Below are 11,643 nucleotides of genomic sequence, written 5' to 3'. Positions count from 1 at the left end.
GCGGGCTTGTCATTTAGGAGCGGAGTGCTCTGGCATGAACGTCTTTCTCAGAACCGTCGTCGACCGGCTGGTCCGCACCGGAAACCTTACCGTCACCGGCCCCGATGGCACTTCCCACAGCTTCGGCGACGGCAGCGGCGATCCGGTCCATCTCGTCATAAAGACAGGCCGGGCCGAACGCGCCATCACGCTGCACCCGACGCTCGCGCTGCCTGAAGCCTTCATGGACGAAGAACTCGACATCGTCGAAGGCGACGTGCTCGGTCTTCTGCATCTCGTGTACAGGAACATGGGTCCGCATGGCAGCATCGATGCCAGCTGGACCAAGGCCGCCGACGCCGTGCGCCTGGCGGTGCGGCGCCTGCAGCAGGTCAACACGATCGGCCGGTCGCGCAAGAACGTCGCCCATCACTACGATCTCTCGGGCGAGCTCTACCGGCTCTTCCTCGATGACGACATGCAGTATTCCTGCGCCTATTTCGAACGTCCCGACATGACGCTCGATGAGGCGCAACTCGCCAAAAAGCGCCACATCGCGTCCAAGCTCAAGCTGAAGCCCGGCCAGAACGTGCTCGACATCGGCTCCGGTTGGGGCGGTCTCGGCCTCTATCTGGCGAAATGTTTCGATGCCGACGTGCTCGGCGTCACCCTTTCTACCGAGCAGCACGCGGTCTCGACGGAACGTGTCCGCCAGGAAGAGCTCGAGGGACACGTTCATTTCGAACTGCGCGACTACCGCGACCTGTCCGAGCGTTTCGACCGCATCGTCTCGGTCGGCATGTTCGAGCATGTCGGCGTCAATTTCTACCGCGCTTACTTCGAGAAGGTCGCGACCCTGCTCAAGCCCGACGGCGTCATGGTGCTGCACTCGATCGGCCGATCCGGCCCGCCGTCCACCACCAACCCGTTCATCCGCAAGCATATTTTCCCGGGAGGCTACATCCCTGCCCTCTCCGAGGTGCTGCCGGCGATCGAAAAGGCCGGCCTCATGGTCACCGACGTCGAGATCCTGCGCCTGCACTACGCCGAGACGCTCAAGCATTGGCGCCAGCGTTTCCTTGCCAACCGCGAGCGCGCCAAGGCGATCTACGACGAGCGTTTCTGCCGCATGTGGGAATTCTACCTCGCCGGCTCCGAAGCGGCGTTCCGCTGGCAGGATTTGATGGTGTTCCAGGTTCAGCTTGCGCACCGCAACGACACGCTGCCGCTCACCCGCGACTATATCGGCAAATGCGAGAAAGCGCTGGCGATCCACGAGGCGGCCCACGAAACCGCGCCGCCGCGGGCTCCGGCGAGAAAACGTCGAAAAGTTTCGGAATGACGGTCGCACCGTAGGCTACTCCGAATTTTCTTGTTTTGTTCTTTTAATCAGGCGGGCTAAACTTCCTGCCTGATTCGCGTCAAACGGATTCTGGTTGCCGGCAAGACTGTCCTGTGGACGGTATGCAGCTGCTGTGAATTGCGGGCAGCAATTCGATATTCCAATCCGGCGATGCTGAATCTTTCCCTGTGCTCGTACCGCTTCTGGTAGCGAGGAAACGGGATAAGGAATCGGGGACAAGATGGCAGAAGCAGTCCGCAAGATCGGCGTCGCGGAACAACCGCTCTATCGCGAGGCGCCCAACAACATCGAGGCCGAGCAGGCGCTGCTTGGGGCCATCCTCGTCAACAACGACGCCTTCTACCGTGTCTCGGACTTTTTGAAGTCAGCGCATTTCTACGAGCCGCTGCACCGCAAGATCTTCGAGGTCGCCGCCGAGCTGATCCGCATGGGGAAGATGGCCAACCCGGTGACGCTCAAGACCTTCCTGCCGGCCGAGGAGAAGGTCGGCGACATGACGGTGGCGCATTATCTTGCCCGCCTTGCCGCCGAAGCCGTCACCATCATCAACGCCGCCGACTACGGCCGCGCCATCTACGACCTGGCTACCCGCCGCGCGCTGATCACCGTCGGCGAGGACATGGTCAACATCGCCTACGACGCACCGGTCGACATGTCGCCGCACGACCAGATCGAGGATGCCGAGCGGCGCCTGTTCGAACTGGCCGAAACCGGCCGCTACGACGGCGGCTTCGAGAGCTTCACCGACGCGGTCAAGACCGCGGTCGACATGGCGAATGCCGCGTTCATGCGCGACGGGCACCTGTCGGGCGTAGCCACCGGCCTGCGCGATCTCGACCGCCGCATGGGCGGGCTGCAGCCGTCCGACCTGATCGTGCTTGCCGGACGTCCCGGCATGGGCAAGACCTCGCTCGCCACCAACATTGCCTTCAACATCGCCCACGCCTATGAGCCGGTGCAGCAGGCCGACGGCTCCTTCAAGGCGGCAAACGGCGGCGTCATCGGCTTCTTCTCGCTGGAAATGTCGTCGGAACAGCTCGCCACCCGTATCATTTCCGAGCAGACCGAAATTCCTTCGTCGAAGATCCGCCGCGGCGAGATCAGCGAATACGATTTCGAGAAGCTCGTCGCCTGCTCGCAGACGATGCAGAAGATCCCGCTGTTCATCGACCAGACCGGCGGCATCTCGATTGCGCAGCTCGCGGCACGCGCCCGCCGCCTGAAGCGCCAGCGCGGCCTCGACGTCATCGTCATCGACTATATTCAGCTGATGCAGGGATCGAGCGCCAAGTCGTCGCAGAACCGCGTCCAGGAAATCACCGAGATCACCACCGGTCTGAAGGCGCTCGGCAAGGAGCTGGGCGTGCCGATCATCGCGCTCTCGCAGCTGTCGCGTCAGGTCGAAAGCCGCGACGACAAACGCCCGCAGCTCTCGGACCTGCGCGAATCGGGCTCGATCGAGCAGGACGCCGACGTGGTGCTGTTCGTCTACCGCGAGGAATATTACCTGAAGAACAAGGAGCCGAAGCCCGGCACCGAGGAATATTTTAAGTGGGAAGCCGAGATGAACGAGGTGCGCGGCAAGGCCGAATGCATCATCGCCAAGCAGCGCCACGGGCCGACCGGCTCGGTGTCGCTCGCCTTCACCGGCGAATTCACCCGCTTCTCCGATCTCGCCGAGGATTCTCACCTGCCGGAGCGGTATGAATAAGACTTCCTGATCTTACGCATTTCACGTATATTATGTATAATGCGCAACATACGGGAGATTGAGATGAATCCTCGCGTAAAAGTGAGTTCTGCCGACTTCCAGCGGAATTTCGGCCGCTATCAGGATATGGCGCTGACGCAGCCGGTTGCCATCACCCGCAACGGTCGCGAGCGTACGGTGATGATCTCGGTCGAGGAGTATGAACGATTGAAGCGCCGAGACCGACAGGTGCTGTCGTTGGACGATTTCACCGATGAGATGATCGCCGCCATCGAGCGTGCCGAACCGCCTGAGGAAGCTTCTCAATACGACCATGAGTATCAGCCTTGATCTCATCGTCTTGGCCGGAGCCGGTACCTGGCCTTGTCATCCGCTACAGCTATTTATGGCGGTCGGAACATGACAGGGGCCACGAGGAAGGCGTGAAAGACCGTCCGTGTGCGGTTGTGCTTGCCTTGCCCGGCCAGAATATTGTCGTTCTGCCGATTACCCACAGCCCTCCGCCCAAAGAACAAGCGGCATTGGAGATACCCGAACCGATCAAACGGCGACTTCGTCTCGATTCAGAACGATCGTGGGTCATTCTTACGGAAGCAAACCTTTTCAGTTGGCCTGGGCCGGACTTGCGGCCCCGGATAAACGGCGACCTTTCGACCATTGCGTATGGCCTGCTGCCCAGGTCCTTTTTTTATGCGATCCGCGCGGAATTCCTGCGCGGCGTCCGCGACCGGACAACTCGCCTCGTTCCCAGGACCGACTGATGGCCAAAACCCGTATCCAGTTCATCTGCCAGAATTGCGGCACGGTTCACACGCGCTGGGCGGGAAAATGCGACGCCTGCGGCGAGTGGAACACGCTGGTCGAGGAAGGCACCTCCGGCGGCATCGGCAGCGGCCCGCAATCGACGCGCAACGCGCGCAAAGGCCGCCCGGTCGCGCTGACCACGCTCTCCGGCGACATCGAGGACGCACCGCGCATCGCGTCGGGCATCGGTGAGCTCGACCGCGCCACCGGCGGCGGTTTCGTGCGCGGCTCGGCGGTGTTGATCGGCGGCGATCCCGGCATCGGCAAGTCGACGCTTCTGACGCAGGCCGCTGCCGCGCTCGCCTCGCGCGGCCATCGCATCGTCTACGTCTCGGGCGAGGAGGCCGTCGCCCAGATCAGGCTGCGGGCGCAACGGCTCGGCGTTGCCGAATCGGCGGTCGAACTCGCCGCCGAAACCAATGTCGAGGACATCCTTGCCACGATCGCGGAAGGCAGGCGTCCGGACTTGATCATCCTCGATTCGATCCAGACCCTGTGGACCGACATGGCCGATTCGGCTCCCGGCACCGTCACCCAGGTGCGTGCAGCGGCACAGGCCGTCATCCGTTACGCCAAGTCGACGGGCGCCGCCGTCGTACTGGTCGGCCACGTCACCAAGGAAGGCCAGATCGCCGGCCCCCGCGTCGTCGAGCACATGGTCGATGCCGTGCTCTATTTCGAAGGCGAAGGCGGTCACCATTACCGCATCCTGCGCACCGTCAAAAACCGATTCGGCCCGACCGACGAGATCGGCGTTTTCGAGATGTCGGACAAGGGCTTGCGCGAGGTTTCCAATCCATCGGAACTGTTCCTCGGCGAGCGCCATGCCAAATCGCCGGGCGCCGCAGTCTTCGCCGGCATGGAGGGTACCAGGCCGGTGCTGGTCGAGATCCAGGCGCTGGTGGCCCCCTCGCCGCTCGGCACGCCGCGCCGCGCCGTGGTCGGCTGGGACAGCCCGCGGCTCGCCATGATCCTCGCCGTGCTCGAGGCGCATTGCGGGGTGCGCTTCGCCACCCATGATGTCTATCTCAACGTCGCCGGCGGCTACCGCATTTCCGAGCCGGCCGCCGACCTCGCGGTTGCCGCCGCGCTCGTCTCCTCACTCACCGGTCTTGCCCTTCCCGCCGATTGCGTCTATTTCGGCGAAATCAGCCTTTCGGGCGCCGTCAGGCCTGTCGCGCACGCGCAACAGCGCCTCAAGGAAGCCGAAAAGCTGGGATTCGGACAGGCGGTGTTGCCGCGGGGCAGCGAGGAACTGGCAGGGGGAATTGGTGCCGGTTCATTCCAGCCCGCGACGCTCACCGATCTGGTGGTGCGCATCGCAGGTTCGCTCAGGCGGCGTGAGGAAGACTGACCGGGCACGGGGTCAGGCGGCGGAAAGTCCGCCATGATGGAGTGGGAACGACATGCCGATTACGCTGCTTGACGGAATTCTCGTCGGCTTCACTCTGGTTTCCGCAATGCTCGCCATGGTGCGCGGCTTTTCCCGCGAAATCCTGTCGATCGCCTCCTGGGTGGCGGCGGCGGCGGCGGCGTTCTTCTTCTATCCGGCGGTTCTGCCCTACGTGCAGCCCTATCTCGACAACGAGCAGCTCGCCATGGCGGCGTCGGCCGGCATCGTTTTCATCATCGCGCTGATCGTGGTGACCGTCATCACAATGAAGATCGCCGATTTCATCATCGACTCCAGAGTCGGCGCGCTCGACCGGACACTCGGCTTTCTCTACGGCGCCGCGCGCGGCATCCTGGTTGTCGCCGTCGGCCTGCTGTTCTTCACCTGGCTGATCGGCACCAACCCGCCGGCATGGATCGCCGAAGCGAAGTCGCGGCCGCTGCTTGAAGACATCGGCAGCCGCCTGCAGGCACTCCTGCCCGACGATCCGGAAAATTCGATCCTGAAGCAGCTTCAGCCAGGCGGCGATGCGGCGCCGGAGGCGGCTCCCGAGGGCGGCGCGGCCACCCCACCCGCCGAGGGCGGCGGCACTCCGCCCGCCGAAGCGCCGGCTGATGCGCCCGCCGAACCACCGGCCGATGCGCCTGCCGAACCGCCGGCCGATGCGCCTGCCGAACCGCCGGCCGAGGAAGCGCCCCCGGCCAACTGATTCTGGCTTCGCCGGAAATCCTGCCTCAGCCGGGGTCGCTGACCCAGGCATGCCGGTGTTCGCCATAAACGGATTGTGTCGGCGCCGGAAACGTCGGGTCGGCGAACGAACCGACACCGACCGCGATGGCGTCAGGCTTGCGCTGCGGTTCCCAGAACACTGTCGAGCCGCAGTCCGGACAGAAGTGAAGCCACACCGGAAAACCCCGGTCGGACTGGCGCTCGTAAGATTTGCTGGGCCCGTCCACCCGCACGTCCTGCCTCTTGAAGAATGCGGCGATGCCGTAGGTGCTGCCGGTCCGTTTCTGGCAGGCGAGGCAATGGCACAGCGATACCTTGGCCGGCTCGCCGGAACAGGTCACGCGAAGATTTCCGCAAGCGCATGTCGCAATTCTCGTCAAATCCGCCTCCTTGCTCTCGCGTTTCGAGTTAGTCCTTCCTAGCTAAGGATCGCAAGGGGATCGCAGGCAACTTCAGCCGAACATCCGCCAACCAGGAAACGAAACCAAGGAAACTCCATGTCCCTGTCGCTTTATGACGTCAGCGTGCCGGTATTCATCCGCGCATTTCGCAATCTGTCGGAAATCCTGGAAAAAGGCCGCGCCTTCGCCGACGAGAACAAGATCCCGCACAGCGAATTGCTGGAAGCGCGGCTTTATCCCGACATGGCGCCGCTCACCGGCCAGATCCAGCGCGCCAGCGATACGGCCAAATTCACCGCCATCCGCGTCGCCCAGGTCGAGAACGTTTCGATGGCGGATACCGAAACGAGCTTCGACGAGTTGCAGGCGCGCATCGCGGCGACCGTCGCATTCCTGGAAAAAGTGCCTTCCACCGCGATGGAAGGCCGCGAAGCGGCCGAAGTGGTGCTGAAATTCGGCAGCCTGACCAAAACTTTCACCGCGCCCGATTACCTGCTCACCTTCGCGCTGCCCAATTTCTTCTTCCACGTCACCACTGCCTACGACATCCTGAGGCACAAGGGCGTTCCGGTCGGCAAGCTGGATTATCTCGGAAGGAGCTGAGGGCCTGCCTTCACTGGTTGGTGCAGGATGCACGCGCAAAGTCTCCCTCCCCCTTGTGGGGAGGGGTTAGGGGTGGGGGTATACCTAGGCAAGCGCTTCGAAATTTCCATACGCAATCCCCTGCCCTTTGCCGGCGTGCGCGTCTGTGCTTAATTTCCAGCGCTTCCATTCTGGTGACAGGAATCCCGCATGCCGTCGATGACCGTCGAACTGCGCAATGTCGAGGGCACGCAAGCCGCCATGGGATGGGCCGGCGGACACACGCTGGTCGTCGACCGGCCCGAAGGCAAGGCCGGCGGCCAGGGTCTCGGCTTCAACGGCGGCCAGCTTCTGGCTCTCTCCATCGGCGGCTGCTTCTGCAACGACCTGCGCTATGCCGCCGCCGGGATGGGCATCGGCCTCGGCAGAGTCGCGGTCAGCGTGACGCTGGAACTGGAAGGCGATCCGCTGCTGGCGACAGGCGCGACCATGTCGGTTTCCTGCGAGACCCTCGACGGATCGGATCCGCAAACGGTCATCGATCGAGCCCAGGCCATCAGCACCGTCGCCAATTCTCTCCGCCGGGGCCTGCCGGTGGCAATCCAGGTGGCCGGATAGGCGCGAATTTCCGTTGAAAACGGGGGGGTAGGACGGCATCATTCTCTCGGCCACGACGGACCGTATGTGATGGGCAGCGGCGCTCACCGGCAATGCGGTCTATTTTTGTATATACGGAAACTCTTGTAGTCCTCATACTTTTCGTCTATACAGAAAAGGAAATCGGGCTGGTGGGATGAAGCTCGAGTGGGATGATAACAAGTCGAAAAAGAACCGGCGCAAGCACGGTATCGGCCTTGATGACGCGAAGCGCTTCGAGTTCGATGAGGCACTGATTTTTGTCGACGACAGCGAAGACTATGGCGAAGAACGGCTCGTCGGCATCGGCTTCATTGGCAACAAGATCCACTATCTCGTCTTCACTATGCGAGATGAAAGTGTCCGCGTGATCTCGTTGCGCCGCGCCACCAAGGAAGAAAGCAAAGGATATGTCGAATACATCGAAAAAGGGTACTGAACAGATTGCGGCAGCGCGCGTTTTCGGGGAACGGCCACGGCCGCCGGTCGGTGACAAGGATACCGGGAGGCAATCCTTGAGGGCTGCACTCGTTTCGATGAGAGATAGCGAACAAAGAAACCTGTCTCGAAAAACTCTTCTCGATCGAGCCAAGGCTGCCGCGGAAGCGATAACGCCGGAAGAGGACGCGGCCATCACCGCAGCGGCGCGAACCGATCCGGATGCACAGCCGAACCGTGCGCTTGCCAGGCGCATCGGACGCCCGCGTTCCGCAAATCCCAAGCAATCTGTGATGTTGCGCCTCGATCCCGATATTGTCGAGCGATTCAAAGCGGACGGCGACGGCTGGCAGACACGCATGAATGATGCACTGCGCAAGGCAGCAGGCTTGAAGTAGGTCGATCTGCCGCCGCTCCGGTGATACGTCGCCCTCGATTTGCCGGTGGCATTGGCGGCCCTGTTGCCCTATATGACGGTTTTCCGACACGAGACTCGTGACCCAATGGTTGACGCAGACAATTCCCTCTCCGCCGAGGCCGACGATCATTTTCACGACGAATGCGGCGTGTTCGGCATTTTTGGCCGCCAGGACGCGGCGGCGATCGTCACGCTGGGGCTGCACGCCCTGCAGCACCGCGGCCAGGAGGCCGCCGGCATCGTCTCCTATGACGGCACCCAGTTTCATGTCGAACGCCATGTCGGCCTGATCGGCGACACGTTCACCAAGCAGGCGGTCATCGACCGGCTGCAAGGCACCCGCGCCATCGGCCACACGCGCTACGCCACCACCGGCGGCGCCGGCCTGCGCAACGTGCAGCCCTTCTTCGCCGAGCTTTCCACCGGCGGCCTGGCGATCGCTCACAACGGCAACATCACCAACGCACTCACCGTGCAGCGCACCTTGCAGAAGCAGGGCTCGATCTTCTCGTCGACCTCCGACACCGAAACCATCCTGCACCTTGTCGCCACCAGCAAGGAACGCGACATCAATTCGCGCTTCATCGAGGCGATCCGCCAGCTCGAAGGCGCCTTCTCGCTGGTCGCGCTGACCTCCAAGAAGATGATTGGCGTTCGCGACCCGCTCGGCATCCGTCCGCTGGTGCTCGGCGATCTCGACGGCTCCTGGATCCTCGCCTCGGAGACCTGCGCTTTGGATATCATAGGTGCGAGATTTGTCCGCGATTTGAAGCCCGGCGAAATGGTCGTGGTAACTTCGAAGGGCATCGAGAGCCATTTCCCCTTCGAGCCACAGAAGACCCGCTTCTGCATCTTCGAATATGTCTATTTCGCCCGTCCCGACTCCTCGGTCGAAGGCCGCAACGTCTACGACGTGCGCAAGCGCATCGGCGCCGAGCTTGCCATCGAAAGCCCGGTCGAGGCCGACATTGTGGTGCCGGTGCCCGATTCCGGAACCCCCGCCGCGATCGGTTTTTCGCAGCAGGCGGGCATCCCGTTCGAGCTCGGCATCATCCGCAACCATTATGTCGGGCGCACCTTCATTTCGCCTGGCGATTCCATCCGCCACATGGGCGTCAAGCTGAAGCACAACGCCAACCGCCGCATGATCGAGGGCAAGCGCGTCGTGCTGGTCGACGATTCCATCGTGCGCGGCACCACCAGCCAGAAGATCGTGCAGATGGTGCGCGACGCCGGCGCCAAGGAGGTGCACATGCGCATCGCCTCGCCGCCGACCCGCGCTTCCTGCTTCTACGGCGTCGACACGCCGGAGAAGGCCAAGCTCTTGGCCTCGCGCATGTCGATCGAGGAGATGGCCGACTTCATCCGCGTCGATTCACTCGGCTTCCTCACCATCGACGGGCTCTACCGCGCCGTCGGCGAGACGGGCCGCGACAACGAACAGCCCCAGTTCTGCGACGCCTGCTTCACCGACCAGTACCCGACCCGCCTGCTCGACCACGAAGGCGCCGACAATGTCCGCACCCTGTCGCTTCTGGCCACCGGCGGGCAGTAAAAGGTTTCAGGTGCGTCCTTCGAGGCTCGCCCGCATATCCTCGCGCCAGCCTGTTGTCCGTTGAACCCGGCTCGCACCTCAGGATGAGGGAGGCAGGCGCAAACCGCCCTCATCCTGAGGTGCGAGCGCAGCGAGCCTCGAAGGACGCACGATCAAATTTCACTTCCAGATAAAACCCTGGCGCATCGCCAGCTTCTCGCCCGGCCCGTGCACCGCCGCGTAGAGAAGTCCGGCGAGAAAGGTGAAGTGGTTGATGAAGAAGCCGAACTCGGCCTGGTTGGCCGCCCACAGTGACGGGCCGTGGAAGGCGAAGGCGAGGAAGACCACATAGACCGCAGCCAGAAGCGCGGCTTCGGTGAAGAAGGCGCCGGTGAGAAACGCCAGCACCAGCGCGACTTCGAAGAAGGCGGCGAGCCAGGCGAAAAGCAGCGGAAACGGAAAGCCTATCGAGGCGATGTAACCGGCCGTGTCCGCCATCCCGGCGAATTTGAAGACGGCGGCCAATGCGAAGGCGGCAGCGAAGATCAGCCTTGCAAGGAGGATTGCGGCGGTTCTCATAGAACATCTCCCATGATTTGGCGTTCCCCGCCCGGGACGCTGGGCAGCATGCCTCCCGACATTCCCCAGCGGAAATTCCCGCACTCTCCGGCGGGTGTCCATCGCAATCCGGGTGTTAGAGGGTTTCGTCCACCGCGAATTCGTCCTATCTGGTGCCGCCAACGACCCCTGCAGCGACTGGATGCCCGCAATGACCCCTGCCCCCGACCTCACCGGCCGCATCGCGCTTGTCACTGGCGCCTCGCGCGGCATTGGCTACCACATCGCCAAACAGATGGCGGCGGCGGGCGCGCATGTCATCGCGGTCGCCCGCACCGTCGGCGGGCTGGAGGAGCTCGACGACGAGATCAAGGCGGAGCGCCAGAAGACCGGCAAGGGCGAGGCGACGCTGGTGCCGCTCGATCTCACCGACATGGCCGGCATCGACCGGCTCGGCGGCGCCATCCACGAGCGCTGGGGCAAGCTGGACACCCTGGTCGCCAATGCCGGCGTGCTTGGTGTCATTTCACCGATCGGCCATGTCGAGGCCAAGGTTTTCGACAGAGTGATGGCCGTCAACGTCACCGGCACCTGGCGGCTGATCCGCTCCGTGGACCCGCTGCTGCGCCTATCGGATGCCGGCCGCGCCATCATCCTCTCCTCCAATGCCGCCCATTCGGCGCGGGCCTTCTGGGCGCCGTATGCGGCCTCCAAGGCCGCGGTGGAGACGCTGATGCGCTCCTGGGCCGACGAAACCAGAAGCCTACCGCTGCGCGTCAACGCCGCCGATCCGGGTGGCACCCGCACCGCCATGCGCGCGCAGGCCTTTCCGGGCGAAGATCCTGAAACGCTGCCGCATCCCTCCGAGATTGCCGGGCGTATCCTCACCATGGCGTCGCCCGATCTCGTCAGGACCGGCCTCATCTATCAGGCCAAGTTCGACCGCTGGACGGAATACCAGCAGCCGACCGAAGTGGCGGCCGGTGCCTGACCGGTTACAGGCGCAGCATCCGGCAACCCTTGCGTCAGCGCCCGACGCCAATGCAACCAAGCGCCACCGCCGACGTTGACAGCGCGGGCTGCGGTGGGAGAACGTC

At 63.3% G+C, this 11,643-nt stretch carries 14 protein-coding genes; 12 read left to right on the top strand and 2 right to left on the bottom strand.

Annotated elements, in window-relative coordinates:
* Nucleotides 1-34 precede the first annotated feature (34 nt).
* The 6 genes from OHD58_RS09600 (at nt 35) to OHD58_RS09575 (ending at nt 5,959) form a co-directional block, all read left to right on the top strand.
* Complete coding sequence (locus tag OHD58_RS09600; RefSeq protein WP_263802989.1) at nt 35-1,321, top strand: SAM-dependent methyltransferase; 1,287 nt, start codon at nt 35-37, stop codon at nt 1,319-1,321.
* A 241-nt stretch (nt 1,322-1,562) separates the two neighbouring features.
* Nucleotides 1,563-3,053 carry a replicative DNA helicase gene (locus OHD58_RS09595; RefSeq protein ID WP_263802988.1) on the top strand — a complete coding sequence of 497 codons (1,491 nt, stop codon included), beginning with the start codon at nt 1,563-1,565 and terminating at the stop codon, nt 3,051-3,053.
* Nucleotides 3,054-3,116: 63 nt separating this feature from the next.
* Nucleotides 3,117-3,383, top strand: a complete 267-nt coding sequence (locus tag OHD58_RS09590; protein WP_263802987.1) for a type II toxin-antitoxin system Phd/YefM family antitoxin — start codon at nt 3,117-3,119, stop codon at nt 3,381-3,383.
* A 92-nt stretch (nt 3,384-3,475) separates the two neighbouring features.
* The gene (locus OHD58_RS09585; RefSeq protein WP_412177188.1) at nt 3,476-3,814 is read left to right on the top strand and encodes a hypothetical protein; all 339 of its coding nucleotides are present in this window, start codon (nt 3,476-3,478) and stop codon (nt 3,812-3,814) included.
* Entirely contained in the window at nt 3,814-5,211 is a 1,398-nt protein-coding gene (gene radA / locus OHD58_RS09580; protein WP_263802986.1) for a DNA repair protein RadA, read from the top strand. Before OHD58_RS09585 ends, radA begins: the two co-directional genes overlap by 1 nt.
* A 52-nt stretch (nt 5,212-5,263) precedes the next feature.
* Complete coding sequence (locus tag OHD58_RS09575) at nt 5,264-5,959, top strand: CvpA family protein (RefSeq protein ID WP_263802985.1); 696 nt, start codon at nt 5,264-5,266, stop codon at nt 5,957-5,959.
* Nucleotides 5,960-5,984: 25 nt separating this feature from the next.
* On the opposite strand, the gene OHD58_RS09570 is transcribed toward OHD58_RS09575, so the two are convergent.
* Complete coding sequence (locus OHD58_RS09570; RefSeq protein ID WP_263802984.1) at nt 5,985-6,359, bottom strand: GFA family protein; 375 nt, start codon at nt 6,357-6,359, stop codon at nt 5,985-5,987.
* A gap of 117 nt (nt 6,360-6,476) precedes the next feature.
* Here OHD58_RS09570 and OHD58_RS09565 point away from each other — a divergent pair, with 117 nt between their 5' ends.
* From OHD58_RS09565 to purF, 5 genes are all read left to right on the top strand, one after another.
* The gene (locus OHD58_RS09565) at nt 6,477-6,983 is read left to right on the top strand and encodes a DUF1993 family protein (protein ID WP_263802983.1); all 507 of its coding nucleotides are present in this window, start codon (nt 6,477-6,479) and stop codon (nt 6,981-6,983) included.
* Nucleotides 6,984-7,172: 189 nt separating this feature from the next.
* On the top strand, nt 7,173-7,580 hold the full coding sequence (locus OHD58_RS09560) for an OsmC family protein (RefSeq protein ID WP_263802982.1): 408 nt from the start codon (nt 7,173-7,175) through the stop codon (nt 7,578-7,580).
* A gap of 175 nt (nt 7,581-7,755) precedes the next feature.
* Complete coding sequence (locus OHD58_RS09555) at nt 7,756-8,037, top strand: BrnT family toxin (RefSeq protein ID WP_263802981.1); 282 nt, start codon at nt 7,756-7,758, stop codon at nt 8,035-8,037.
* Nucleotides 8,038-8,206: 169 nt separating this feature from the next.
* A complete protein-coding gene (locus tag OHD58_RS09550; protein WP_263803581.1) occupies nt 8,207-8,434 on the top strand; it encodes a BrnA antitoxin family protein in 228 nt (75 codons plus the stop codon).
* A 105-nt stretch (nt 8,435-8,539) separates the two neighbouring features.
* Nucleotides 8,540-10,009 carry an amidophosphoribosyltransferase gene (purF, locus tag OHD58_RS09545; RefSeq protein ID WP_263802980.1) on the top strand — a complete coding sequence of 490 codons (1,470 nt, stop codon included), beginning with the start codon at nt 8,540-8,542 and terminating at the stop codon, nt 10,007-10,009.
* Between the two features lie 159 nt (nt 10,010-10,168).
* Here the strand turns inward: purF and OHD58_RS09540 are convergent, their stop codons facing one another.
* Nucleotides 10,169-10,567 carry a DoxX family protein gene (locus tag OHD58_RS09540; RefSeq protein WP_263802979.1) on the bottom strand — a complete coding sequence of 133 codons (399 nt, stop codon included), beginning with the start codon at nt 10,565-10,567 and terminating at the stop codon, nt 10,169-10,171.
* Between the two features lie 190 nt (nt 10,568-10,757).
* Between OHD58_RS09540 and OHD58_RS09535 the strand changes: the two genes are divergently transcribed.
* Nucleotides 10,758-11,537, top strand: a complete 780-nt coding sequence (locus OHD58_RS09535; protein ID WP_263802978.1) for an SDR family NAD(P)-dependent oxidoreductase — start codon at nt 10,758-10,760, stop codon at nt 11,535-11,537.
* The last annotated feature ends 106 nt before the right edge of the window (nt 11,538-11,643 follow it).

The organism is Mesorhizobium sp. ZC-5 (genome assembly GCF_025753855.1).
In the GTDB taxonomy this organism is placed as follows: domain Bacteria; phylum Pseudomonadota; class Alphaproteobacteria; order Rhizobiales; family Rhizobiaceae; genus Neomesorhizobium.
This window is presented reverse-complemented; position numbering and strand designations above follow the sequence as displayed.